The organism is Luteitalea pratensis (genome assembly GCF_001618865.1).
Classification (GTDB): domain Bacteria; phylum Acidobacteriota; class Vicinamibacteria; order Vicinamibacterales; family Vicinamibacteraceae; genus Luteitalea; species Luteitalea pratensis.
The window spans coordinates 6,063,680-6,088,740 of the sequence record NZ_CP015136.1 but is presented as its reverse complement, the minus strand read 5'-3'; the positions used below and the strand labels follow the sequence as shown (position 1 = coordinate 6,088,740).

General features: G+C 66.4%; 18 protein-coding genes and 1 tRNA gene. 8 read left to right on the top strand and 11 right to left on the bottom strand.

Annotated elements, in window-relative coordinates; translation table 11 throughout:
• Positions 1 to 31: 31 nt before the first annotated feature.
• Genes LuPra_RS25640 through LuPra_RS25630 form a run of 3 tightly spaced genes read right to left on the bottom strand, consistent with a single transcriptional unit; the run spans position 32 to position 3,946 of the window.
• Positions 32 to 736, bottom strand: coding sequence for a Crp/Fnr family transcriptional regulator (locus LuPra_RS25640; protein ID WP_110173395.1), 705 nt, complete (start codon positions 734 to 736; stop codon positions 32 to 34).
• Positions 720 to 1,676, bottom strand: a complete 957-nt coding sequence (locus tag LuPra_RS25635) for a glycoside hydrolase family 130 protein (RefSeq protein WP_110173394.1) — start codon at positions 1,674 to 1,676, stop codon at positions 720 to 722. The genes LuPra_RS25640 and LuPra_RS25635 overlap by 17 nt, the downstream gene beginning before the upstream one ends.
• Positions 1,673 to 3,946, bottom strand: coding sequence for a glycosyltransferase family 4 protein (locus LuPra_RS25630; protein WP_110173393.1), 2,274 nt, complete (start codon positions 3,944 to 3,946; stop codon positions 1,673 to 1,675). Before LuPra_RS25630 ends, LuPra_RS25635 begins: the two co-directional genes overlap by 4 nt.
• 771 nt (positions 3,947 to 4,717) lie before the next feature.
• Here LuPra_RS25630 and LuPra_RS25625 point away from each other — a divergent pair.
• From LuPra_RS25625 to LuPra_RS25615, 3 genes are all read left to right on the top strand, one after another.
• Positions 4,718 to 6,352 carry an ArnT family glycosyltransferase gene (locus LuPra_RS25625; protein WP_157899676.1) on the top strand — a complete coding sequence of 545 codons (1,635 nt, stop codon included), beginning with the start codon at positions 4,718 to 4,720 and terminating at the stop codon, positions 6,350 to 6,352.
• A 206-nt stretch (positions 6,353 to 6,558) separates the two neighbouring features.
• Positions 6,559 to 7,269 carry a hypothetical protein gene (locus tag LuPra_RS25620; protein WP_110173391.1) on the top strand — a complete coding sequence of 237 codons (711 nt, stop codon included), beginning with the start codon at positions 6,559 to 6,561 and terminating at the stop codon, positions 7,267 to 7,269.
• Between the two features lies 1 nt (position 7,270).
• Positions 7,271 to 8,323: a glucose 1-dehydrogenase gene (locus tag LuPra_RS25615; RefSeq protein ID WP_110173390.1), complete on the top strand. Its 1,053-nt coding sequence runs from the start codon at positions 7,271 to 7,273 to the stop codon at positions 8,321 to 8,323.
• Positions 8,324 to 8,468: 145 nt separating this feature from the next.
• Here LuPra_RS25615 and LuPra_RS25610 read toward each other — a convergent pair whose 3' ends face one another.
• From LuPra_RS25610 to LuPra_RS25600, 3 genes are all read right to left on the bottom strand, one after another.
• Complete coding sequence (locus tag LuPra_RS25610; protein WP_110173389.1) at positions 8,469 to 9,761, bottom strand: esterase; 1,293 nt, start codon at positions 9,759 to 9,761, stop codon at positions 8,469 to 8,471.
• A gap of 96 nt (positions 9,762 to 9,857) precedes the next feature.
• Positions 9,858 to 11,735, bottom strand: coding sequence for an alpha/beta hydrolase family protein (locus tag LuPra_RS25605; protein ID WP_157899675.1), 1,878 nt, complete (start codon positions 11,733 to 11,735; stop codon positions 9,858 to 9,860).
• 41 nt (positions 11,736 to 11,776) lie between these two features.
• Positions 11,777 to 13,330, bottom strand: a complete 1,554-nt coding sequence (locus LuPra_RS25600) for an alpha/beta hydrolase (protein WP_157899674.1) — start codon at positions 13,328 to 13,330, stop codon at positions 11,777 to 11,779.
• A 68-nt stretch (positions 13,331 to 13,398) separates the two neighbouring features.
• On the opposite strand from LuPra_RS25600, the gene LuPra_RS25595 reads away from it, so the two are divergent.
• From LuPra_RS25595 to LuPra_RS25575, 5 genes are all read left to right on the top strand, one after another.
• Positions 13,399 to 14,772 (top strand): sulfatase-like hydrolase/transferase, encoded by a 1,374-nt coding sequence (locus LuPra_RS25595; RefSeq protein WP_157899673.1) that lies wholly within the window; start codon positions 13,399 to 13,401, stop codon positions 14,770 to 14,772.
• 381 nt (positions 14,773 to 15,153) lie between these two features.
• Positions 15,154 to 15,230: transfer RNA gene (locus LuPra_RS25590), tRNA-Arg, on the top strand.
• 758 nt (positions 15,231 to 15,988) lie between these two features.
• Complete coding sequence (locus LuPra_RS32310; protein ID WP_157899672.1) at positions 15,989 to 16,501, top strand: DDE-type integrase/transposase/recombinase; 513 nt, start codon at positions 15,989 to 15,991, stop codon at positions 16,499 to 16,501.
• A gap of 97 nt (positions 16,502 to 16,598) precedes the next feature.
• The gene (locus tag LuPra_RS25580; protein WP_157899671.1) at positions 16,599 to 17,918 is read left to right on the top strand and encodes an FN3 domain-containing metallophosphoesterase family protein; all 1,320 of its coding nucleotides are present in this window, start codon (positions 16,599 to 16,601) and stop codon (positions 17,916 to 17,918) included.
• A 64-nt stretch (positions 17,919 to 17,982) separates the two neighbouring features.
• Positions 17,983 to 21,246: a TonB-dependent receptor gene (locus LuPra_RS25575; protein WP_110173384.1), complete on the top strand. Its 3,264-nt coding sequence runs from the start codon at positions 17,983 to 17,985 to the stop codon at positions 21,244 to 21,246.
• A 71-nt stretch (positions 21,247 to 21,317) separates the two neighbouring features.
• Here LuPra_RS25575 and LuPra_RS25570 read toward each other — a convergent pair whose 3' ends face one another.
• The 5 genes from LuPra_RS25570 to LuPra_RS25550 form a co-directional block, all read right to left on the bottom strand.
• The gene (locus LuPra_RS25570) at positions 21,318 to 21,809 is read right to left on the bottom strand and encodes a hypothetical protein (RefSeq protein WP_110173383.1); all 492 of its coding nucleotides are present in this window, start codon (positions 21,807 to 21,809) and stop codon (positions 21,318 to 21,320) included.
• 76 nt (positions 21,810 to 21,885) lie between these two features.
• A complete protein-coding gene (locus tag LuPra_RS32305; RefSeq protein ID WP_157899669.1) occupies positions 21,886 to 22,044 on the bottom strand; it encodes a hypothetical protein in 159 nt (52 codons plus the stop codon).
• A 366-nt stretch (positions 22,045 to 22,410) separates the two neighbouring features.
• On the bottom strand, positions 22,411 to 22,608 hold the full coding sequence (locus tag LuPra_RS32300) for a hypothetical protein (protein WP_157899668.1): 198 nt from the start codon (positions 22,606 to 22,608) through the stop codon (positions 22,411 to 22,413).
• A gap of 778 nt (positions 22,609 to 23,386) precedes the next feature.
• On the bottom strand, positions 23,387 to 24,292 hold the full coding sequence (locus tag LuPra_RS25555) for a hypothetical protein (RefSeq protein ID WP_110173380.1): 906 nt from the start codon (positions 24,290 to 24,292) through the stop codon (positions 23,387 to 23,389).
• Positions 24,289 to 24,825, bottom strand: coding sequence for a hypothetical protein (locus LuPra_RS25550; RefSeq protein WP_157899667.1), 537 nt, complete (start codon positions 24,823 to 24,825; stop codon positions 24,289 to 24,291). The genes LuPra_RS25555 and LuPra_RS25550 overlap by 4 nt, the downstream gene beginning before the upstream one ends.
• Positions 24,826 to 25,061 lie beyond the last annotated feature (236 nt).

The following is a 25,061-nucleotide window of genomic DNA, read 5'->3' as shown; positions in this document are numbered from 1 at the left end:
CCACCGGTGCCACGGTCGAACGCACCCGGAGTCAGTCGTGCAGGACGACGCACAAGAGTGCGCTGTCAACCGTCAGCGTGCCGTTGTACGTGATGAGTCCCAGCTTTCGGAACTTGTTGATGAAGACGTTGACGCGCGATCGCGTGGTCCCGACCATCTCGGCAAGCGCTTCCTGCGAGATCTTCGGCAGCACGCGTCGCGGGGTACGCTCGTCGCCGTAGCGTGCGAGCAGGAGCAGCGTCCGCGCCAGCCGTTTCTCAGTCGAGGTGAACAGCTGATCAACGAGGTCCTCCTCGATCCGGATGTTGCGCACGAGCATGTGCGCGATGAATCGATCCGAGAGCGCGGAGTGCTCGTGCAGGCTCCGCATCATCGCCCTCTTCTGAATCCGCAGTACGGTCGTCGGCACCAGCGCCGTCGCGGTGCCCATTCGGAGGGGCTGACCGGCCAGGCAGCCCTCACCGAAGAAGTCACCCGGCGCGAGCATGGCGACGATCGCGTCCCTGCCTCTTCGCGACAAGACCGACAGCTGTACACCGCCCTGCTGGATGTAGAACACGTTGTTGGCCGGACTGCCCTGCGCGAAGACGACAGAGGACCGCGCGTAGCGCACGATGTGGCGTGAGATGCCAACCGAATCGACGAACGCACGCACGTCGAACGGGGGCAACGATCCGCGGAACGCGCGCGGCGCGGCGGTGACGTGTGTCGCCGCAGCGCTACGCCGCTGTGCCATGCCGATCCAGCCAATCGAGCAGGTGATTGATGCTGCCGGTCGCGATCGCAATACTCGTGTCCGCGGCTCCGTAGTACAGATTGATGGCATCGCCATCGGCTCCCAGCGTGTAGCCGCAGGGGAACGTGACGTAGCCGACGTCGCCCTGACGCTCGTACGGCGCCTCAGGCCCAAAGATCCAGGAGTCCCCGCGCAGGATGCAATGCTCGGCGGTGTCCAGGTCCAGGAGTGCCAGGCCCAACCGATACAGGCACCCGGCGGCCGTCTGGCGAACGCCGTGATACAGCATGAGCCACCCGCGAGGCGTCTCGATGAGCGGGGGCGATAACCCCACCTTGTTGGCGTCCCACCATGCCCCGCGCCGGGCCTGCAGCACGAGCTTGTGTCCACCCCAGTTGCGAAGATCGGGCGAGAACGAGATCCAGATGTGCGAGCCCGAGTCCGCCAGCGGGCGATGCAGCAGGGCGAAGTTGCCGTTGATGCGGCGGGGCAGGAGCGCGGCGTCCTTGTCATCGGGTTGCATGACCAGGCCAAGGCGCTCGAAGCTGCGGAAGTCGTCGGTGAGCGCGAGCGCCACACCGGGTCCTCCTCGACCGAACGCGGTGTAGGCCACGACGTACCGACCGAGCTCTTCGACGAAGGTGATGCGAGGGTCTTCAATGCCCCACAGCTCCTCGGGATACCGCTCTGGATCCGGACGGAGTGTGGGCTCGGCATCGATCGTCCAGCCATCGAAGCCGTTCTGGGATCGGGCAGCGCACAGATGCGAGTGGCCGCGTCGGTCCTCGACCCGGCAGAGGAGGAGCGTCGAGCCATCCCGAAGTCGCGTCGCCCCGGCGTTGAACACGGTGTGGGCCGGGTACGGCCAGTCCGCCGCCGTCAGGATGGGATTCCTATCGTGGCGCTGGAACAGGGTTTCGTAATGGGTCGGCGAGTTCATGAGATGGATTGCAGTGTCTCGGCAGGGACGCCGGGCACGTCGAAGGCCGTCATCGCCCGGAGCTCGTGCAGGGCGAGCAGAAACGAGAGCGTTGCCTCGGCCCCCTGGTTCTGATTGGGGCGATCGGCGTGCAGCCCATCACGGCAACCACCGGTCGAAGGATCGAAGAGCCAGTGCTGCAGGTGGTTCTCGCCGAGGAACCAGTTGAACGCCCAGCGCGCCTGAACGAGCCATCGCCCATCGCCATGCACGCGATACGCGTCCAGGCAGGCAGACACGATCGCGCTGGCCTCGACCGGCTGCTGGTCGAAGGTCGCCGGCACCCCACCACGCGTGTAGAACCCGCTGGAGCCGATCGCTGCAAACTGCCTGTCCGGTGACGATTGCACTGAGAGCAGCCAGTCGAGCGAACGCATGCCTGCCTCCACCATGTCTGTCCGATGCATTCGATCACCGGAGACGATGAGTGCCTGCGGCAGACGGCCGTTGCAGTAGGTCACAGAATCCTCGAACCAGGGCCAGTCGCGTCGGCTCGTCCGCTCGAAGAGGCCAAACAGACGACCTGCCAGCTCCTCACGACGTGCTTCGGCCGTGCTGTCGCCCTGGAATGCTTTCAGGTACTCGTCGATGCCAAGCAGCGCATAGGCCCAGGCGCGCGGACTCGTGAAGCCTGACACCGCAGGAAGGGCGGCGTGGAAGAGCTCGCCAGCCAGACTCTGACGGCCCGGATCGCCCGCCCGCCCGATGATGGCACCCAGCGCCCACAGCGCGCGCCCGTGGCTGTCCTCCGACCCGTACGGCTCCAGCCATTGCCTTGCGTACGACAAGAAATTCCTGAAGCGTCCAGTGGCTCGATCGAAGGCATGATTGACAAACGCGAGATATCGCAACCCGAACGCTCGGACGACGACCGGGTCATCGGTGCCGGCCTCTTCGAGAAGCGCCATGAGCAGCAGGGCGCGCGCGTTGTCGTCCAGGCAGTAGCCTTCGTCGTACCGCGGAATGCTGAAGATGGCATGCTGAAGCATGCCGGTGTCGTCGGTCATCGCCTCCACGTGCTTGAGGGTGATCTCGGGCAGGCCAGCCGGTCTGGCGGCGAGCGTTTGTGCACGGAATGTCGTTCGGCGGCGGCGGGTGTGTTCGGTTTGCGCGCGCTCGAAGCTCTCGACGTAGCGGCGGCCGACGGCCGGCCAGGTCATCCCGACACCATACGCAGCCGCCCGGGCGCACATGGTGCGCTGCGCATCGCCGTCGCTGACCAGGGTGATGACTTCCCGCGCAATGGCGGATGAATCCCTCCAGGGGACGAGCACGCCACGCCCGTCGGCAAGGAGCTCACGAGCGTAGATGTACGGTGTCGAGATCACCGCCTTGCCCGCGCCGACAGCATAGGCCAACGTGCCGGACGTGATCTGTTCCGGCTGGAGGTACGGCGTGATGTAGATGTCGGTGGCGGAGAGAAAGTCCGTCAGCTCGTCCTGGCTGACGAATCGGTTGTGGAAGATCATGCTGCCGGCGACGCCGAGTTGCTGGCCTCGTGCTTCGAGCATCAGACGATACGCCTCGCCCTCGTGCGCGACGACGTGTGGATGTGTGGCACCCAGGACGATGTACACGGTGTCAGGGTGGACGGCAAGAATGGCCGGCAAGGCATCGATCACATGCTCGATGCCCTTGTCGCGCGACAGCAGGCCGAACGTCAGAATCACGGTCTTGCCGTCGACTCCCAGTCGGTCCTTGCTCGCCGCATCAACCGGCACGTGCGGGATCCCGTGGGGAATCAGATCGATCTGATCGACGGATATACCGTGGATGCGCGTGAGCAAGTCTGCGCCCGATGTGCTCATCACGACGAGACGCTCCGAGACCCGCGCCAGTTCCTCGATCACAGCGCGCTGCGTCGGATTGGGTGCCGAGAGCACGGTGTGAAGCGTCGTGACGATCGGCATCCGGAGTTCCCGCAGAAGGGTGAGGACATGGGCACCCGCCTTGCCACCGAAGATTCCGTACTCGTGCTGCACGGACAGCACATCGACGTGATTGACGTTCAGGAAATCCGCCGCCCGGCGGTACGAGCCGACGTCGCCCTCGCCGATCTCGAACCGGACTCGAGGCGGATAGGTGTGTCGTCGACCGGCATCGTTCATCGCGAGCACGAACGTGTCGACATGCGGCAACTCGGTCGCCAGCGCATCCGTGAGGTGCGTCGTGAATGTGGCGATGCCGCACTGACGCGGCAAATGATTGCCAAGGATGGCGAGTCTCTTCATTGCGAGGGCGTCGCGTTGATGGATGACGTAGATTTCAATCGAGTCATCGTAGGGGAGCCGACCTGGGACGGCTGTTCACTCTTGCACAGCCGCTGAGTCAGAGGGGCCCAGATGCGTCGCCGAAGGCAGAGTCGGCGACAGTTGACGTCAGTACCGCCGGATGAGCGATGTGCCTCCGGCTCCGCTTTCAGCTCGCCTCCGGCCCGAATCCCCTGGTGAGTCGCGGTCCGAGTCCGCGAGTGCTGCGCCCGGCAGCCTTCCTGCCATGGCTCCAGTTGTCGCTCGCCTAAAAAGGCTCTAATCCCCGGTCTCGCTGAGTCTCGCTCCGCGCGTGCTGCGCTCGCTGGCTTCCGGGAGCGAGTCGAATGGCGGTTGGACCTGCTTCGATGCAAGCGGACCTACCGAAAGGCAGTCCTGTCGGCAGCAGGCGGCGAGGACAGCGATCGATCGATACGAAGTGCACACTCGCGCCGAGCTTTATCGCGCGCTCGCCGCACTTCCCGAAGATGACGCCAGTTCGGCCTTTTCTCGATCCCCTAATGTCTCTCTCGTTGCAGAGTTCATCAATGGCCTCCCGCAACGCCACGGCTACGTCGGGCCCGGTGATCTCCCTCGCGTGCCTCGTGGAGACCAGTTTGTGGATGATGCGCACGCGTCAGCTTCCTGCTAGCGTGATTATCACGCTCGTGCCCGTGTAGAATCGTCGGGCTCGTCATGGCAACTGAGGATTCTTCGGCCGTATCGCTGGAAGTATCGCGGACGCCTGCAGGCATGTCCTCCCTGAGTCGTCGCCTGTTCATCCGGCTCCGCCGCGCGGCCGCTCCGCTGGCCCTGGCCGTGTTGGTGCTTGTCGCCTGCGTCGTGCCCATGGCCTTGTCGGCGAACTGGTCAGAGCTGAACACCGCGCCAGACGAAGCCGCACATTATGTGACCGCGTTGATGATCCGCAGCTACGTCACGGAGGGCCTGGGCTCGAACCCTCGGGAATTTGCCGAGCAGTATTACGTGAAGTATCCGAAGGTCGCGTTCGGGATCTGGCCGCCGCTCTTTCACCTGTTGCTCGGTGGCTGGCTGCTCCTGACCGGTCCCTCGTTCGTGGCGGCGCTGGCCTTCGTGGCTCTGACGACCGTGCTCGTGGCGGTCGTGTTGTTTCAGGCAGGGAGGGAACTCCTCGGAATCCCGCTGGCTCTCGCGGGCGCTGTCTGGTTCGCGACCTTTCCCATCGTCCAGGCGCCGGCCACGTCAGTGATGGTGGACATGCTCTGCGCGCTGCTCATCCTGCAGGCCGCGTTCTCCTTCGGTCGCTACATGGACGCACCCAGCCGCGGCAGGGCACTGGTCTTCGCATGCGCGGCGGGTGCCGCACTGCTGACCAAGTACAACGCGTTCGCATTGGCACTGGTGCCACCGATTGCCGTAGTCGCCGGGCGGCAATGGTCCCTGCTTCGGCGCATGGATTTCTGGATCATGCCGGCGGCGGTCTTGATCGTTGCCGCGCCGTGGTATCTGACCCACCTGGACATGGTGCGATACGCGTCGCAGCCGCTGCCTCCCAGCGGCGCATGGCGCCCGGCGAGCCTGCAGAACTTCCTGATCCTGTCGATGCAGGTCGGAGTGTTGGGGATACCACTCGCCGCCCTCGGCATCAACGATTGTGTGCTGCAGAACAAAGGCAGGAATGGTGTCTGGTGCTCGATGCTCGCGGTCCTGGTTGCGGTGTGGGCCTTCCACTCGCTCCTGTATCCGATCATCGAGCCCCGCTATCTGCTCGCGCCCGCAGGTGTCCTGGCGTTATTCGGTGCGGCCGGCATCCAGGTCGTGGTCACGCACATGCTGCCTTCGACCTCGGTCGAGGTGTGGCACCGTGTGCGCGCCGGCGCGGCGGTGTTACTGCTGGTGGTGCTCGCGACCTGGGCGCCACGCCCAAGGCCGGCACGAGGTTTCGCCGAGGCCGCGTCGGTTGTCCTCGACGCAGATCTCCCGGCCGACACGACGACACTCGTGTCCTCCGATCCCATCGGCGAAGGCGCGTTCGTGTCGTACGTGGCGACCCACGCGGGCGAGGCCGATGGTGCGCTCGTGATCCGCGCGAGCAAGATTCTCGCCGTCGGGACCTGGATGGGGCTGAACTACGCGTCCCGGTACTCTGACGTCCAGAGCATCTCCCGTGTTCTGGATCGCGCCCGCGTGCAGTTCGTGGTCGTGGACGACCTGGCCACGGAACCACATCATCTCCTGCTGGAACGGACGGTGCGTACGTCACCGCAGTGGCGGCTCGCGCGAAGCGTGAAGGTCGAGCATTCATCTGCCGTCCGGATCTACGAGCGCACGCAGCCCCTGCCGCCAGGCAAGCCGGAGTTCGAACTCGATACGCACTACTCCTTGGGACGCAACATTCGGCGCTGAACCAGGCCCTGCGCGGCCGACGATCTGCCAGCACGGCTGCGTGGACGCGCCGTGGAGAATCTCCGGTCCGACGTGGGACGCGCCGGCGACCCGTGCTAGCCTCGCTGGTGCAAATGGCTGTCGCCCAACGATTTGCCTGCAATCATCGAATCTCGGCCGATTCGGCACATGGCGTGCAGTGGTCACTGGCACCAGGAAAGGACTCCATGACGCTTTCACGCTCACTCGCCCTCCTCGTTACCGTGCTCCTGCCGCTGTCGGCCGCGTCGCCGCTGCTGGCGCAGGAGAAGGAGAAGCCCAAAGTCGCCATTCCGCAGGCCGGGGTGCCAGAGATCATGACGATCGAGGGCACGTTCGTGCGGGCTGCGTACAACAACGAGGGCTACGTGATCCTCGGCTACCAGCTCGCAAACCGATCGGTCGGCGAGGAGTGGCTCCTGCTGGAAGTCGGGATGACGGTGATGGACCGGGTGCCGAACTACACCATCACGCCAGCGCAGTTCTCGCTGACGATCCCGGGCGGACAGTCGATCCCGCTCCCGAGCGTCGAGGAGTACCGCAAGGGAGACACCCGGGCGCTGAAGAACCGGGAACGCGTCCAGCGTGACTCGATCAACTACTTCCCGCCCAGTGCAAGCCGCGCGTGCTCCATCGTGTTCTATCCCGACCTGGATCAGCGCGCGATGCCTCGCGACGAGATCGAGCTCAGTTCAACGCGCGCCTGCCTGGGCCGCCTGTACTTCAAGGTCCCTGGCGGCATCAAGTACGGCCAGTACTGGCTGGACGTGAAGTTCGAAAAGAGCGTGGTGCGCGTGCCGTTCCGCATCCTCACCGAGGACGAGGAGAAGCTGCTCTCGAAGAACTACAAGGACATCCGCAAGCAGGTGCAGGACGCCTTCAAGCCGAAGAAGAAGTGACTTGAAGGCCATCACTGTCGAACCGCTCGTCGCCGACACCGCCCGCTTCGAGGAGATTCCGGAGCCGGCGCTTCACGAAGGCTCGGTCCTCGTCGAGGCGATTGCCGTCGGCGTGTGCGGCACCGACGTGGAGATCGTCCACGGCGCCTACGGGTGGGCGCCCCGCGGCGAGAAACGGCTCGTGCTCGGTCACGAGTCCCTCGGGCGCGTCCTCGATCCCGGCCCGGGCGGCTCGCTCAAGGAAGGGGACCTGGTGGTCGGCATCGTCCGGCGCCCGGACCCCGTGCCGTGCCCGAACTGCGCCGTCGGCGAGTGGGACATGTGCCGCAACGGGCTGTACACCGAGCGCGGCATCAAGGAGATCCACGGTTTCATGTCCGAGCGCTGGCGCATCGAGCCGGAGTACGCGATGAAGGTCGCGCCCTCGCTCGGCATCCTCGGCGTCCTGCTGGAGCCGACCACCGTGGTGGTCAAGGCGTGGGAGCAGGTACTCGCGGTGGGACACCGCGCGTTCTGGCAGCCGGAGACGGCGCTCGTGACCGGGGCCGGGCCGATCGGCTTGCTGGCGGCGTTGATCGGCAAGCAGCATGGTCTCGAGGTCCACGTGCTCGATCGGTTCGAGACCGGGTCGAAGCCGGCTCTCGTGCGCGCGCTTGGCGCGACCTATCACACCGGTACGATCGCCGGGATCGGCTTCGAGCCCGACGTCATCGTCGAATGCACGGGCGCGTCCGAAGTGATCAGTCAGGCGTTGAGCAGCATCGCCGCCGGCGGCGTGGTCTGCCTCACCGGCGTCGGCAGCGGCGGTCGCGCCGTCTCGGCGCCGGGCATGGCCAGTCTCGCCGCCGCCGCGGTCCTGAAGAATAACGTCGTCGTCGGGACGGTGAACGCCAACAAGCGGCACTGGTACCGCGCCGGCCAGGTACTGGCGCACGCCGATCCCGGGTGGCTCGCGTCACTGATCACGCGCCGCGAGCCTGCAGACCGCTTCATGCACGCGCTCGAGCGGCAGCCGGACGACATCAAGACGATCGTGCAGTTTGCAGACGTCTGAGCGCCGATCCGGAGGCTGGCATAGCCGCAATGCCACCCCGGGAAGATGTAGCTGTCGACCTTCAGGTCGACACGCAGGTCGACACGCAGCGCGGCGATCGACCGCCGAGCTGAAGGTCCGCGGCTACGCGTTGGCGACAAGGTCGCTACTTGCGCGCTGACGACGTTGCACCCGCACCGCGGAACAACTGCGGAGCGAACTCGACGAGATAGCTGCGCCAGTTGATCCAGGTGTGCCCGCCATCGGTCTGGCGGAATACCGGTGAGAACCCCTGTTTCTCGAACAGGGCCACGGTCGCCTGCGTCGTCGTCAGCAGGAAGTCGTCCTTGCCGGTGGCGAACCACAGGAGGAGTCCCTTCTTGAGGGCCGGATCGGCGAGCTTGGCCGCGTGCATCTTCGTCCACTCCTCGGCGGTCGGACCCATGCGCGGGGCCGGGCCGGCGGGTGCGCCCGGTGGACGACGCATCAAGTCCGGAAAGCCACCAAGCAGGCCCGAACTGTAAACGCCGACGTACCCGTACTGTTCCAGGTTCGGGATGGCGACGGTGAGGGTCTGGCCGCCGCCCATCGAGAGGCCGGCGATGGCCGTGTTGGCCCGCCCCTTCATGACGCGGTAGTGCGACTCGATGTACGGCTTGACGTCCTTCGTGAAATCGTTGGCGAAGTCCTGCGTCCCCGTGCCGGCGGCCGCGGTGCCTGGCGCGCCACGCACGTGCCCGGCGGGCATCACCACGATCATCGGCGTCGCCTGCTTGCCGGCGATCAGCGTGTCGAGGATGAAGTTCGCGCGCCCGACCGACGTCCACGAGTCGTCGCTGTCGCCCGCGCCGTGCAGGAGATAGAACACCGGATAGGCCGCGGTGCTGGTCTCGTATCCGGGCGGCGTGTAGACGTGCATCCGCCGGAACTGGCCGAGCGCGGTGGACTTGTAGGTGACGCTGGCGACCGCGCCATGGGGCACATCGGCCGTGTCCCAGGGCTGGCCACCCGGCACGTGGACGACGCTCCACGTGTTCGTGTTCGACTCGCTCGTGGCCGGATTGCGCGGGTCGATGGTGGCCACGCCGTCGACGTTGAAGTTGTAGCGGTAGCTGCCGGGCACCGTCGCACTCAGCGTGACCTCCCAGATGCCTTCGCCACCCTTGGTCATCTGGGATGCGCCCTGTGCCAGGCCCTGGATGTCGCCCGCCGAGACTCGCACCGCCTGGGCGTTCGGCGCGTGGATGCGGAAGGTAATCCGCCCGTCCGTGGCCACTTCCGGCGACACGTATTGCGGCGGCCGCGGCGGGGCCGCGGGCGCCGGTTGTGGCGCGGTGGGCGTAGGGCGAGCCGTGTCCTGCGCATCGACGCGCGCCGAGGAAAGGCCACCGGCCAGGGCCACGGCCACCAAGAGCGCCACGAGTCGAGCCGCCGGCCGGGAAGAACCGCGTTGCATCATCACTGCCTCCTGAATGAGTCCGCGAGGGGTGCGCGGATGCTAGCAGGGAACCTGCGGCCCGGCAACGAAGCGGCCGTGCTGGGCATCCTGCATCGACTACCTGACACGTACCGCGCGTGGCGCGACGAGCTGTTCGATCTGCGCGACGTCGAACTCGGCGAGCAGGCCGAACGTGAACATCTCTGGCATCTGCTGGGCGCTGATGTTGCGGTCAAGCACCTCGCGCAGCGTGCGCCAGCTGTCGTGCACCTGCACACCGCTGATCGCATCGGGTTCGAGTGCCGCGGCGACGAGCGCGATCAGGCTCGTACGTGGTCCTCGCGCGACGATCTCCACCGGGGCGCCGTGGCGCGATTCCAGCCAGCGGGCCGTGGCCGTGACCTGGCCGACCTCGATTCCGAGCGGACGGTCCCCGAGCGCCGCGACGAGCAGGCCGAAGAGGAAGTCGCGCTGACCGAGCGCGGATTCGCCGAAGTACCACGGGTCGAGTGCGGCCACTCGACGCCCCTCGCCAAGCAACCGCCGCACATCGGCTCCCGCCTTGGCTCGCCCGGCGTCGTTGAGCAGGAGCGTTGTCGCGCTCGGCGTGGAAGGTGAGAGCTCTGTCACGGGCACCGTCCAGTTGTCGAGATGTACCTTCCAGAACGCGGCCTCGCCGATAGTGCCTGCGTGTTCGGCCCGCACGGCGAACGTGGGCGCCTTCACGAGTGCCTGGAGGCGCTCACGTCGCGGTGCCGTTGCTGGTGTCTGGCGCGCGGCGAGGATGCCGCGCGCGAGCGAGCGGAAGTCCGCGTTGTCGGCCGGGACGGGGATGGTCAGTGTCGCCAGGTCACGGAGGTCCGCGGTGACGTCGATCTCTCGCGGGTCGAAGTCGGCGCTGCCGCCGAGCAGGTTGGCGTGCAGGAAGCGGTAGAACGCCTCGCGGTTGTCCCGCTCGTAGTTGTGCCCCGTGTCGTAGTTGACGTAGTAGCCGAGCCGGTTGCCCGCTCCGAGCAGATCGAACACGGGCCGCGCCTGCTGCACGAGGTTGCCGAGGGCGTAGTCTCCCCTGTAGCAGCAGTTGTCCTTCGCGTTGTGCGTGAGCTGCAGCGCCCGTGGTGCCATCAGCGCGGAAAGGTGCGTGTAGTCGGCAATCGAGGCCAGGTCCGACGGCGTCTGCTCCGAGTCGCCGAGGTCCTTGTCTGGCCACTGCGCACGCGTGACGTAGCTCGAGAAACCGGCCACCGGATTTGCCAGCGCCACGCGCGTGTCGAGCGCGCTCAGGATGATCGTCTGCCAACCGCCACCCGAGAGTCCCGTGACGGCGACGCGTGCCGCATCCGCATTCGGGAGGCCGATGCCGAGGTCGAGGGTGCGCCGCAGCGACTCGTAGAACACAGCGAGTCCTGGCGTGCCCACGAGATCCAGCTGGTTCATCCTGTAGTGCTGCAGTCCCTCGGTTGCGAGCTGTGTCTGGCCGATCCACTCGACGTTGATCGCATACAGCCCCTTCTTCGCCAGGTTGATGCAACGCGCCTGATGGTACGCGTTGGCCATCCCCGTCCCCTCGTGACCGTTGAAGTTGAGGACGACGGGAGTCGGCTTCGTGGGCGCGGGAACAGGCCCGTAGACCAGAGCGGGGACGTGCAGGCCGGGGACAGCTTCGAAGCGGATCTTGCGCACGCGATACCCGTCTGCCGCGATCTCGCCGAACGATTCGACGACGACTTTCTGCGTGCGCCACTCTCGCGCGGTGCCGCGGTACACGACCTCGTCGAGCAGTCGCTGCCGCAGCGTGCGCGCTTGCGCGGCCCACGCCGCGCGCGACGCCGGCACCTGCAGCACGGGTACCTGCGTGGCCGTCCACACCTGCGTGTCGATGCGGGTCTGCTCTGGAGCGAGGATGGGTCGCGACAGCGCCTCGTCCACGCCTGGCTGCTGGGCGGCGAGCGCCAGCGTGGAGAGGGTCAACACCAGGAGCAACGGCAGCGTCATGGGCTGCACTGTAGTCAATTTGAAGTTTGAGATTTCAAGTTTCACTTCGTCGTCCCAGTGGTGTCTGCGGCCGCCACCGCCTCGAGCTGTGCCTTCAGGACGCTCCAGAACGGGTTGGCGCGCAGGCGCGGGAGCGCGCCGAGCGGCAGGACGAGCGCGCCCTCCTCGCCGCGGACGGCCCATGAGCCGATCGACGGCACGCCGTTGGCGCCACTCCCGGGCATGTAGCCATACAGGGGATCGTCAGGCGGAAACGGCATCGACACGTGTCCGACCGATACGACATGTGCCGGCCAGCCGAGGCCGGGCACCGTGATCACGGGCTCGCGCTGCCCCGGTGCGTACTCGCGAGTCTCGATGTCGTCGCTGTCGCGCGTGCGGTTGGTGAGCAGCACAAGGGTGTGCGACCGCGTGCCGCTGGCAAAGCCGGTCGTGACTTCCTGCACCAGCGCGCCCGGACCCGGTCGTCGCACGAAGTCATACCGCTGGTGGCGGTTGACGTCGAACAGCACGAGCCGGTGCTGCGCGCCCTTCAGTCGCCCGAACACCGTGGTGGCCACGCCATGCGCCCCAGTGGTGGAGTCGACGGCGGACTGGAACGCGACGATCGACGGCAGCTGGGCAAGGCGTCCGGCCTGTTCGGCCTCCAGCAACTTCTTCTGGAGGTGCTGCGTTGCGTTGTACACCTGCCGGGTCGCGTTGACCGGGAACGAGACGAACTTGTACGGGTCGTACTCGGGCCCGATCGATTGCCAGTTCACCTTCTCGAACGAACGGATCGGCACCTTTGCAAAGAGATCGAGGATCGGCGTGAGTGCCGCGGCGGAGGGGAGTTCGACCGCCGCAGAGAAGAGCAGTACGCGTGTCGGCGCACGCAAGGACACGTCGGCGCCAGGAGCGATTGCGTCGAGTGCGTACGTCAGCGACAGGGTGCCGCCGGTCGAGTAGCCCGCCATGTAGAAGGGCAGGTTCTTCGGCAGGCGCGCGCTGATGTCGCGGGCGGCGACGTGCATGGCGGCCACCCAGTCCTCGTACTGCATGTGCACCATGCCAGAGGGCAGCGTGCCGTGCCCCGGCAGGCGGAGAATCGTGACCTCGAACCCGTTGGCGAGCAGCACGTCGGCGACGCTCTGCATCGAGTAGGGCGAATCGGACAGGCCGTGAATGAGGAGCGCGGCTCCACGCACCTGGGCGGGCGTGCGACGGCTGCTGCGGTTGTAGGGTTGCCCGGGAGCGAGACGGAGCGCCGGGCCGTTCGGGTCGTAGCGGCTGCCAAGGTAGTACGGCGCGTCGGTCGGCATCGTCGCGACCGCTGCCCGTTGTGCCTCGAACAGCTTCGCCTCGAGTGCCTGGTAGCCGGCGAAGTCCAGGCCAGCCTCGTCGCCGGCCGTGAACTCGCCGTTGAGCCGCGTGACGTGCCACGGGTCCACCGGCGGCAGCATCAGCAGGGCATAGGCGGCGAAGCCGGAGGTGACCGCCAACAGGACGAGCGCGGCAAGCATCGCGGCGCGCATGAGCCAGCGCCACGTGAAGCGCGAGAGTCCAAAGAGCAGGCGTTGGGCGAGCGGTGGCGGCGGCGATGGTGGCGTCGGCATCTGGTTGCAGTAACCTCCGCAGTATGGTGCCGTCGATCGACCCCCTGCGACTGGACGAAGGGAGAACCATGACTTTCCGTGTCCTCCTGCTCTTCGCGTGTGTGTGCTGGACCGCGGCGCCGGCCGTGGCGCACGCGCAGGCTGCGGCATCGGCCCGGCCCAACGTCGTCCTGATCATCACCGATGACATGGGCTGGGCGGACCTCGGCGCCTATGGCGCCAGCGACGTCCGTACGCCGAACATCGACAGCCTCGCGCGCGACGGCGTGCGGATGACGGACTTCTATTCCAACGGCCCGGTCTGCACTCCCACGCGGGCAGGCCTGATCTCCGGGCGCTATCAGCAGCGATACGGCATCCAGGCACCGCTGCCCACCGAGGGGATTCCCGGCGGAGACGTCGGTCTGCCGTCGCGCGGCCATTCGCTCCCGCAGTTGCTCTCGCAGCGCGGGTACGCGACGGCGCTCATCGGCAAGTGGCATCTCGGCTACCGCCAGGAGTTCAGCCCGGCCGCGCACGGCTTCGCGTACTTCTTCGGCCTGAAGAGCGGGTACCACGACTTCTATGCACACACCGCTGGCGACGGAAAGCCGGACCTGTGGGAGAACGATCGGCAGGTCGTCGTCGAGGGCTACACCACCGACCTGATCACGCAGCGGTCGGTGAAGTTCCTCGAGCAGCAGGCTGCGCGGCCGTTCTTCCTGGAGGTCGCCTACAACGCGCCGCACTGGCCGTATCAGCCGCCGGATCGGCCGTCGATGGCGCCGGGGAACGCGCGCCACGTGCGGCCGTGGGACGGAGAGACCAGCACGCGCGCCGACTACGTGGCGATGATCGAACGCGTCGATCGCGGCGTGGGGGAGGTCCTGCAGGCGCTCGAGCGGCTGGACCTCGCCAGGCGCACGATCGTCATCTTCACCAACGACAATGGCGGCGAGTGGCTGGCGAGCAACGGGCCGCTGTTGAACCGCAAGGGCAGCGTGTGGGAGGGTGGGATCCGCGTGCCGGCGATGATCCGCTGGCCCGGACGCATTCCTGCGGGCAAGGTATCCGGCCAGGTAGGCATCACGATGGACCTGACGGCGTCGATCCTCGCCGCGACGGGCACCACCGTGCCGGCCGACGCGCGACCGGATGGCATCGATATCTTCCCGATATTGGAGGGTCGCATTCCGGAGGTGCCGCGGACGCTGTTCTGGCGCACGGGAAACCCGACCAAGCAACAGTGGGCTGTCCGGAGTGGCGATTGGAAGCTGGTGCTCGATGCCTTGAGCCCGTTCGTCTTCAACGTGCGGACGGACCCGGGCGAGCGGCAGAACCTGACGAACCAGCGTCAGGACATCGCGCGCGAGTTGCGGCCGCTCCTGGACGCGTGGGAGAAGGACGTCGACGCGGAGTACAAGGCGTCGTCTGCGGCGCGGGCATCGTCGCCGGTGAAATGAGGACGCTCGTCCGTCGGCGGTCTTGGTAATGAGCGCGGGACGGACGTAGCCATCGGACTGCAACGAATCTCGCGGGCACGCCCGCCGAGCGCCCGCGAGCGGCAATGCTGGAATGCCGCAATGCGGAAATGTCGAGAACGCTTGCCAGGTTCGTTGGGGCCGGTGGCGCGCTCGCCACGGACCACTTGTCCGACGGTGAGCGGCAGAACACGGGAGACGCGGTGCGCGAATGACGGCGCAGCCGGGGCCGACGACGCCGCGGTCGAGGCGTTGCGTCGGGCCAAGGGCGAGGGTGGTAAACTGGCGGGCGGTCGTGACGCTGCCTCGCCCCGGTGGGTGTGGCGGATCTCCGGGGCCCCCCGGAGCGAGTCGGCCATCAGTGCGCCCGTAGCTCAGCTGGATAGAGCGTTGGCCTCCGGAGCCAAAGGTCGTAGGTTCGAACCCTACCGGGCGTACCAACTCCCTTAAAATCAACTACTTAGCGCAGCTCGACGGCGTCGTTTGGAGGGCGCTGCCGGCGCACCGCGTGACCGTCCGTCGCCTGCCCTGAAAAAGACAAGTCTCTATTTCGCAAGCAGTTCCGGAGACTAAGGCCGGAGCCGCGCCCATTGGCTTCTTGCGCCAAACGGTCGAAGATCATTGTCACTGCGAAGAGCCATGCTCCAGAACCGCAAGTCTCGTTTCGTCAACAACTTGCGGGTCCGCGAACGGGCGTTTTGCGTGGTGGACGCACGAGGCCCGCCGCCTTGGTTGACAAATAATGGACAAATCGCCGCGACTCGAGGCTCCCCTTGACGCGCTCCGCTAGCATCGACAACTCGTCTTCCGCGTGCGGATCCCGGGAGACGGGCGGCAGAAGCCAGTCACGAGGAGATCCTCGAAGATTTCTCGTGCCTCAAAGACGAGGCTTTCGATGCGTCCGCTCCTTCGCGGCGCTCAAAACGGTCAACCGATCACGAGAAGCAGTGCGCGGTTCCGGTTCGACGGCGTGTCGCGCGCCGCTCTTCGTGGCATGGTCTGGGGTGACGCGCGGCGAGATCCACGCCATCGACGACATGGTGACCTCGCCGGCCTACCGTCACGTGCCGACCCGGACGCTGGCAGTCTTCGCCCAGCGGCGTGGCATTGTCTGTGCCTCCCCCTCGACCTGGTACCGCCTCGTGCGGACACCGGATGGAGGCGTCCTCGTCTCCGCTTACATCCGACCAAGCCGAAGGTGGGTCTGCGGACGACGCGCCCGAACGAGGTGTGGCACATCGACCCCACCGTCATCCGGCTGCGTGACGGCAGCCGTGCGTATCTGCATGCCGTGATCGACAACTTCTCGCGGCGAATTCTGGCGTGGCACGTCGCCGGTGCGTTCGCGGCCGGCAACAGCGTGACTGAACTCCTCGCCGCCAGTGAGGGCGCAGCCGCGAGCGCGCGACACGCGCAGGTGGTCGTGCCGCCGACCAGAACGGCAAGGGTGTCGCGACATGGACCACGCTCGAGTGTGCGCGACCGCGCGATCACCGACGCGCTCGGGCGGCGGCAGCAATGGCAGAAGGCGTCGGGCTATCATCGGCAGGCCCGCGTAGAGAACGCCTTCTTCCGCTACAAGTCCATCATCGTCGATGGCCTTCGCGCTCGTAGTCGACATGGCCGGGACGTCGAGGCGAGCCTTGCCTGTCGTGTCCTGAATCGGATGACCGCGCTTGGCAGGCCGGAGTCGATTGCGATCAGTCAGTGACGAAGCCGGCGTGGGGCGAACTGCGAGTCCAGTGTCGAGTCATGCACCAACGCCGCGACTTGCCGGAACTTCCGGAGCGACGCGCGCTGGCGGTCGCTTGCTGGTTCTTTGCAGCCTGTGTATAAGTGTCCCGAAACTGCCCGCTCGATTCGAGGAGATTGTCATGCACGCCCCTCTCCGCCGCCGCGAGTTCTTCAAGGCATCCAGCGCGGCGGCGGTTGGCATCGCGCTGCCCGAGGCGCCAGCTGCCGCGCAGGGCGTCGCCAAGTCGCCCGAGAACTTCCATCTGGTCGGCGCCCCGGTGCTTCAAGGGGTCAGTGAGTCCAGCGCGGCCATCGTCTGGGCGGTCAACGACACGAGCACCGGCTGGGTGGAGTACGGCACGACGGAGGCGCTCGGTCAGAAGGCGCAGGCCGGCGATTGCGGCCTGATGGCGCTCGATCCGATCGTCCACAAGGTGCGGCTGACGGGACTCGCCCCGGCGACGAAGTATTTCTACCGGGTCTATGCCGCGCCGATCGCCTTCCTCGGTCCGTACGACATCAGGCGAGGCCGACCGTTTGCCAGCCCGATCTACTCGTTCACTACCCTCGACACCGGTCGTGGTGCCGAGACCACGTTCTCGGTCATCAACGACACGCACGAGACGAAGGAGACACTGACGCCCCTGTTGGGCCGGTTGAAGGCCGAGCCGACGGCGATGACGTTCTGGAACGGCGACATGTTCGACGACATCCGATCGGAATCGCACCTGGCCGAGCAACTGCTCGTGCCAGCCGGGCTCGCGTATGCGACCGAGTCACCGGTCTATTTCACGCGCGGCAATCACGACGTCCGTGGTGCTGGCGCCCGCCATCTCTCGAAGTTCGTCGACACGCCGAACGGCCTGCCGTACTACTCCTTCCGTCAGGGGCCGGTTGCCTTCATCTGTCTGGACACGGGCGAGGACAAGCCCGACGACCACCCGGTCTACGCCGGCCTGTCCGACTTTGCGGCCTACCGTCTCGAGCAACGCGGCTGGCTGGCCAAAGAACTGGCCAGGGACCACATCCGCACCGCGTCGTTTCGCGTCGTTGTCGCGCACATTCCCATGTACGAGGCGGCCGGGCGCACGCGCCAGCGCCCCGTCGATCCATATGGCGGCACGGGCGTTGGTGGCGGCGCCGACGCTCGCGCGAAATGGCACGACCTGCTCGTCAAGGCCGGCATCGACCTCATCATCGCCGGCCATACGCATCGCTACGCATTTCTCGAGGCCGATGCCACGCGGCCCTTCGCCCAACTGACGGGCGGCGGGCCGCGTCCCGAAGCGGCCACGTTGATCCAGGGCAGAGCGACCACGAACGAACTGGTCGTCATGATGACCAAGCTCGACGGCACGTCGATCGGCCGCTACACCTTCAACCGCCGCACCTAGGCGTCGAGACCACAGGCGAACACACCCCGTCTCGATTTGCGCGGCTTCACGCGGGAGGAACGCCATGACAATAGCGACTTCACGGACAGGGCGAACCACATTTGCACGGGCGATCACGCTCGTCGCACTCGCGCTCCTCGGGTGGGGAGCCCCTGTCGACGAGTCGCGCGCGCAGACGCTCTACGGGTCGGTGGTCGGCGCCGTGACCGATAACTCGGGCGGCGCCCTGCCGACCGCATCGGTCGTCCTGACCAACGTCGAGACCAACCATGTGCTCGAGGCGCTCGCCAACGATGGCGGGGGATTCACGTTCGCCAATGTCCTGCCGGGCACTTACACGTTGAAGGTCACGTTCCAGGGGTTCCGCGAGTTCCTGCAGACGGGCATCGCCGTCTCGGCCGGCAACGTCACGCGCGTCGACGTCGGCATGCAGCTCGGTGAGCTATCCGAGTCGATCACTGTCGCCTCGCCGGCGACGGTGCTGCAGACCGACAAGGGCGACGTGCGTGTCGAGCTCAAGTCCAGGGAGATCACCACGCTGCCGCTGGCGGCCTACCGCAACTACCAGTCGCTGATGAACCTCGTGCCCGGTGCCACGCCGCCGGTGGGCGCCAACACCAACGACACGCCGGGCAAGTCGCTGCGCTCGGTGGTCAATGGCACCAACTCCAACAACAACGGCACCAAGCTCGATGGCCAGGTCAACATGAACGTCTGGTTGACGCATCACCTGGCGTACGTGCCTCCCGCCGAGACCATCGAGAGCGTCAATATCTCCACGGCCAGCTTCGAAGCCGACCAGGGCATGGCCGGCGGCATGGCCGTGACAGTCATCACCAAGTCGGGCACCAACGAGCTGCGCGGCTCGGCGTTCGGCTTCTATGGGGCCGACGAGCTGAACGCCAGGGCCTACTTCGCGCCGGCGAAGACCGACTCGCGGCGGACCACGGTCGGCGCCACCGCCGGCGGGCCGATCAAGAAGAATCGCCTCTTCTACTTCGGGTCGTGGGAAGGCATGTACGAGCTCGATTCGAACTTCCAGTTCTTCAACGTGCCAACCGCACGGATGCGCGCCGGCGACTTCAGCGAGATCGGCGCACAGGTCATCTACGACCCGGCGACCGGCGCGGCCAACGGCGCCGGGCGCCTGCCGTTTGCTGGCAATGCCATTCCCGCCAGTCGCCTCAGCCAGACGGCGCTGGACGTCCAGGAGTACTACCCGCTGCCGAATCTGCCCGGCATCAACCGCAACTACCAGCAGCCTTTCGAGTTCAACCTCGATCGCGACAACTACGATCTGAAGATCAACTGGAACCGGGCCGCCGCGCACCAGGTGTGGGGCAAGTTGAGTGTGCTCGACGCGCGCAGCGCCAACCTCCAGCGCTTCGGCTTCGAGGGCAAGGGCATCGGCAGGACGCGGTCCTATCTGTTCACCCTCGGACACACGTGGACGCTCACACCGACCACCGTCCTCGACGGCACGGTGGGGCTGACGCGGTATGACCAGGACTTCCGTCCGCCGGACTACGGGGTCAACTATGGCCTCGACGTCCTCGGCCTCCCCGGCACCAACGGCCCCGACCCTCGACAGAGCGGCTTCCCATGGTTTGCCACGGGGCTGTCAACCATCGGCGAGGAGCGCTCGTGGTATCCGATGACGCGACACGATGGCAGTTTCTCGCTGGCGTCCAACGTCACGAGCATCCGTGGCAGCCACGAGCTGCGTTTCGGCGGTGAGCTGGCCCGCCACCATCTGAATCACTGGCAGCCCGAGGTCGGCTACGGCCCACGTGGCGGCTTCACCTTCGGCGGTGGCGTGACGGCACTGCGCGGCGGCCCGCAGGCACCCAATCTCTACAACCAGTACGCCGCCTTCCTGCTCGGCCTGACCAGCAACGTCGGCAAGAGCCTGCAGTACGAGCTGATGACCACGCGCGAATGGCAGATGGGGCTGTATCTGCGCGACCGGTGGCAGGTCAACTCGAAGCTCACGGTCAGCGCGGGCCTGCGGTGGGAATACTACCCGCTCATGACGCGGGCGGACCGCGGCATCGAGCTGCTCGATCTGTCGACGATGGACGTGCTGCTCGGCGGCGTCGGCGGCAACCCCGAAGATCTCGGCATCGAGACGAGCAAGGGACTGTTCGCGCCGCGCGTCGGCGTCGCCTACCGGCTCGACGACCGCAACGTCCTGCGCGCCGGCTATGGGCTCACCTACAACCCGCAGCCGTTCGCCCGCCCGCTGCGCGGCTTCTTCCCGCTGACGATCGCCGCCAACTTCGTCAGCGCGGACTCCTTCATGCCTTACGGTCACCTCGAGGACGGCATTCCGCCAGTCGACGGCCCGGATCTCTCGAGCGGACGCGTGCCGCTGCCACCCACCGTGACCATGCGCTCGCCGGATCCCGACAACGTCGATCGCGGCCACATCCAGTCGTGGAACGTCGCCTACGAGCGGCAGTTGCCCTTCGACGTGTCGGTGTCGACGGCCTACGTCGGCACCAAGACCACCGACGGCTACGCGTATGTCAACATCAACGCCGGCGAGCCGGGTCTCGGCGCGGCTGGTCAGCCGCTGTTTGCCAGCGTCGGGCGCCCGGCCGCGACCGAGTGGTTCGGCGCCTTCACGCGCGCCAACTATCACGCGCTGCAGGTCGCTATCAACCGCCAGTACAAGAGCGGGCTGCTGGTCAAGGGCGCCTATACCTACTCCAAGGCGATGAACGAGGCCGACGACGATGGGTGGGCGGCGCTGTCGTTCAACGCGCCCTCGCAGCTGGCGCGCAACTACGCGCGGGCCGGGTTCGACCGCACGCACATGTTCCAGGTCGGTTTCGTCTACGAACTGCCCTTCGCCCGGCAGAGCACCGGCCTGGTCGGCGCCCTGGCCCGCGGCTGGCAGGTCAATGGCATCTACTCGACCTACTCGGGCACGCCGTTCACGGTCACCGCGGCGGCGGCGTCGTTGAACGCGCCAGGCAACACGCAGACGGCCGATCAGATCGGCGAGATCGTGAAGCTCGGCGACATCGGCCCGGGAACGCCCTTCTTCGACCCCACGGCGTGGCGTCCGATAACCGAGGCCCGTTATGGCAACTCCGGCCGCAACAGCGTGCGCGGACCAGGGCAGTGGAATCTCGACTTGTCGGTCTTCCGCGGCTTCACGATGGGCCGCTATCGCATCGAAGCCAGGGCCGAGGCGTTCAACCTGACCAATACACCGAAGTTCGGCAACCCGAACGCCAACGTGTCGGGGGCAAACTTCATGGCCATCACGAGCGCAAGCGGTGAGCGTAACGTGCGGCTGGGCCTGCGGTTCCAGTTCTGACGGTCGAGAGTGATGTCGCGGGCGGCAGGTCAAAGGCCTGCCGTCGCGGCGCTGTAAGCGTAAGTAATAAATTAGTCGATGTGCGGCGCTGCGTCGAATCGACCGACGCTCAGGGGCTGCTGGCTGCGGCCCGCGTAGGCACGTCGGTGAAACTTCAGCCATTCGGCGGCGAAATAGTCCGGAGCCGATGCTGGTGAATTGTAGCTTCCGGGCAGTTCGAGCGCTTCCGCCAGCAGGCGTGTGCGAACGAGTGCCGCATTGATCGCCCGGTGGAAGGCCACTGTCTCGGCGCCGTTGACAACGAGCGTCGGGAAGGTGAGCCCGCGGAGTGGCGGCGGGTCGCCCTGGTAGGCGCCGATCGTGTGCAACCCGCGGAGTGAGTTGCGGTAACGGACCCACTGATTCCAATGCGGCGCCTGGCTTGGCGATCGTCCGCCCGCGCAGTCGCCGAGCAGACAGCGGAATCGCTCCACATCCGCCTCGCTGACCGTCGAATTGCGCATCGAGTTCAGAAAGTCCTGGATGGCGCGTGCCCCGGCGTCGTCACGCCCGTGATTGGGCAACCTCCAGTGGCCGGGGGCTCGATGAGCGTGAGCGTTCGCACACGCCGAGGATGCTCCAGTGCGAACACGAGCCCGGTCACCCCTCCGTGCGACATGCGATGATGTCCGCAACCGCGACGTGCATCGAGTCCAACGATGCGCGCAGCGCATCCACCTCGGTCTGCAGTGCGTAGTCGACCGGCAGCGGTCGCCCTTCGAGCCCGTGCTGGACCGCGAGACTCTGCGCATTGATCACGCGATGCGACCTGGCGCGCAGGGAAGGTACGCCGCCCTATCCATCCGCGCCGAGGAGACCGCCGCCGAGCAGGACGACCGGCCTTCCAGAGCCGAGGACGCGTGTCTGTAGCCGCAGTTGCTCGTTCGCCGCGTTCGGTCCTGTGTAAGCGGTCGGCCGCAGTGTGGTCCATTCGCCGGTTGTTGCCCTCGTTGGCCTGTAAGATCCGCGGCCCGGAGGCGAGTTCTCTTGATAGAGCCTCCGGCCAAGTCTCGTCGTCGGACGCCAATGTGTGTTCGCCCGGCAGTGCCGGGTGAGGATGCCGGCCAGTACCCGTATCGACGCTTCCCGTCCGTGGAAAGCGTGATCACTCCCGCTGAAGCCCATTCATTGAAGCCGGGGGTCACGATGTCCTCTCACCAGTTCGTCAACCATCGCCACCGCGGCCACGTCCGACATGTGCGCCGCCATCGCGGACCGTCCGCGCTCGTCCGGTACTCCCTGCTTGCCCCACCGTCGCACCTCGCGCCCGAGGAAGCCGCCGCTCTGCTCCGCCTCCCACGCCGGGTGCTTCGCGCCGAGCACGAGTGGTTCGCGCTGGCCTCGGCGAGTTGACGGGGCAACCGCCGCTCGAACTGCTAGCGTAGCGGGGCGCTTGTCACCTCGCGGCTTGTGTGGAGGGTCGACGGCACAACTCTGCAGCCGCCTGACGCCCGCTTGGGCCACGCCCTGGCGTTGGTAGACAAATAGTTGACAAGCCGCACAGTGTCGACGGTCTTCCGGAGGCTCCGACTCCGCGTCAAGGACATCCTCGAAGAGTTTCCCTACCTCGATAGCGAGGACCTCGACGCGTGCTCACGTTCGCGGCGCTGTGAAGCCGTGGCCGCCATGCAACGGAATCTTCTCGTGGCTGGTGGTGAAGAACGCGGGCAGCTGGACGATCAGGGTCGTTCAGAACACCGCCAAGAGCTGAGTGCAAGGAATGGACGCGCGCCATCGCATCCAGGTCCCTCTGGCGAGGACACACAGCCATCGCGAGACGCCGGTCTGATCGAAGGTGCCTACCAGAAGCTTCCCGTTGGCCGCGCGAGAGTAGAAGCAAGCACGCACAAGCGCGATTACCGCGGGAAGACGGATTCGCCCCAGCTGCCGCCACGTCTCTGTCACCTTGTCGCGGCATGCGGCGCAGGCCACCGCATGGCATAGAAGCGCCTCGAGCTTCTCGACGGGCAGAGATCCCGCGAGATATTCCGCAATATCCGCGGTGGCGTCCTGGCATTCCATGATTGGTTTGCGCCTTCTGCCCGGCAGCATCCTCGTCAACGGCGACTTTCGGATCATCGCCGTCGGTGGACGCACTCCCTCATTCGCTGGTCGACCACATGCCAAGCACTCTGCCGCTGGCGACCTCGACCAGTTGAGCCATGCCCGTCTTCTGATCCGCCAGCAAGACCATAGTCGCGCCGACGGCGTGCGACACCTGCAGTAGGGCGGACCTCGACGTCACGTCACGGAGCAGTTGGCCTCGAAGCTTCGTGGCGACACTCGTGTGGTCGATGACGGCACAGCCGCCCGCATGCAGCAGTGCTTCCATCCAGGGTCTGGCGAAGGCCTCGTACCGTGAGTCGCCGTCGGCCAACACCAGAACCTTGGCATCGTCAGACAGTCGCGAGGTGGGCTGACCTTCCAAGCCGAAGCTGCACGTGCCAGGTGGAGCGACTACTCGTGCGAGTCTCCTCAGCCGCTTTGCGGCGACCACCTCCGGCGTCGGCGTAGGCGGAATCTTGATCCGCAGGTCGAGTTGCCAGCCGTTGCCGTGCGGATTGGGCTTCGCCGTGCCCCGCAGGAGGAGGACTTCCGTTTCTGCATCGGGCGCCTCGCCTCCATGGGCAAAACGTGCGTACCCCTCCGACGTCCCGTCGGGCGATATCAGGACGATGCCGTGCCACCAACCGCTGCCCAGGGCCGGAATGTTCAAGCCGATTCTCTGTTCGTTCGAGCGCGACGTCAGCCCGTGCACGCCCCGGACCTCGCTGATGCTGGCCCGGAATGGCGACTCCGGAGAGGCGGAGCCGTACTCGACCTGACCGCCGACGTCCATGCCTGCGTCGATGCGCCATGGCGGCGCCCCGAGACGACCGGTCGGGTCGCTCACGCTGATGCGCACGTCGTGGGTGACCGATTCCGTTCCACATGCTGCGGTCTGCACGACAACGGGAAACAACGCGAATCGCGCGAGCGCAATGAGGGCGCGAGCACGACGCTTCATGGGCGGCCGCGCTCCTTCGTCCGCGAGCGCGCCGGGATGCCGACCTTCGTCTCAAGTTGCAGCCCGGGTGCGTCGCGCCACTGACTCACTTCAATCGATAGCGCTTCAATGCTCTCGTCCGGCTCGACTTGTCCCCACAGGCAGAACAAGGCGCCACCGGTGCCGCTGAACCTGCCAGGTTCGTGATCGACACGCGCCAGCCAGTAGCCGTCCGTGCGCAGCGCCGGTAACACCAGTCCGAACACAACGCTTTGGTCCTCTACCAAGAGGTCCCGAATCCGCCACTCCTCAGGCCTGCCGCGGGTCAGCACCGCAAGCGGTCGGTCGGGTGCTGCGGATCCGACTGTGCGCATCGCACGGTCCCGATCGGGTCCGAAATACGGGTTGAACACGGCGAGCGTCCATGGCGGCGGTCCGAGTCGCCCGTCAGGATCGTCGAGTGAGACGACGAGGGCCGGCTTCGGACTCGAGCACCCGAGCGCGACAAACACTATTGCTCCCCCGAGAGCGATCCCGAGCCGACTCGCAAGCACGGCTCGATGGTAACGCGCCCGGAACATGGCGCACGAGCGGGGTTCACGCGTCACCCGGTGGATCGTCCTGACATGTCAGATTCGGCACCACTCGTGGCGACCCTCCGTGTCGCGCTCTGCCGTCCAGCCGCCGCTCGTGTTGTTGCCAGCGGCTGTGCCGTCGCCGGTCTAGGCGCAAGTTCCAAACAGTCCAGAAACGTCCCGGCATGTCACTGGCGCTGCCGCGACTGAAGGGC

What these genes read in the sequence shown, in the direction of transcription:
- LuPra_RS25640 (WP_110173395.1), bottom strand. Translation starts at nt 736, where the DNA reads ATGGCACAGCGGCGTAGCGCTGCGGCGACACACGTCACCGCCGCGCCG.
- LuPra_RS25635 (WP_110173394.1), bottom strand. Translation starts at nt 1,676, where the DNA reads ATGAACTCGCCGACCCATTACGAAACCCTGTTCCAGCGCCACGATAGG.
- LuPra_RS25630 (WP_110173393.1), bottom strand. Translation starts at nt 3,946, where the DNA reads ATGAAGAGACTCGCCATCCTTGGCAATCATTTGCCGCGTCAGTGCGGC.
- LuPra_RS25625 (WP_157899676.1), top strand. Translation starts at nt 4,718, where the DNA reads ATGTCCTCCCTGAGTCGTCGCCTGTTCATCCGGCTCCGCCGCGCGGCC.
- LuPra_RS25620 (WP_110173391.1), top strand. Translation starts at nt 6,559, where the DNA reads ATGACGCTTTCACGCTCACTCGCCCTCCTCGTTACCGTGCTCCTGCCG.
- LuPra_RS25610 (WP_110173389.1), bottom strand. Translation starts at nt 9,761, where the DNA reads ATGATGCAACGCGGTTCTTCCCGGCCGGCGGCTCGACTCGTGGCGCTC.
- LuPra_RS25605 (WP_157899675.1), bottom strand. Translation starts at nt 11,735, where the DNA reads ATGACGCTGCCGTTGCTCCTGGTGTTGACCCTCTCCACGCTGGCGCTC.
- LuPra_RS25600 (WP_157899674.1), bottom strand. Translation starts at nt 13,330, where the DNA reads ATGCCGACGCCACCATCGCCGCCGCCACCGCTCGCCCAACGCCTGCTC.
- LuPra_RS25595 (WP_157899673.1), top strand. Translation starts at nt 13,399, where the DNA reads ATGACTTTCCGTGTCCTCCTGCTCTTCGCGTGTGTGTGCTGGACCGCG.
- LuPra_RS25575 (WP_110173384.1), top strand. Translation starts at nt 17,983, where the DNA reads ATGACAATAGCGACTTCACGGACAGGGCGAACCACATTTGCACGGGCG.
- LuPra_RS25555 (WP_110173380.1), bottom strand. Translation starts at nt 24,292, where the DNA reads ATGAAGCGTCGTGCTCGCGCCCTCATTGCGCTCGCGCGATTCGCGTTG.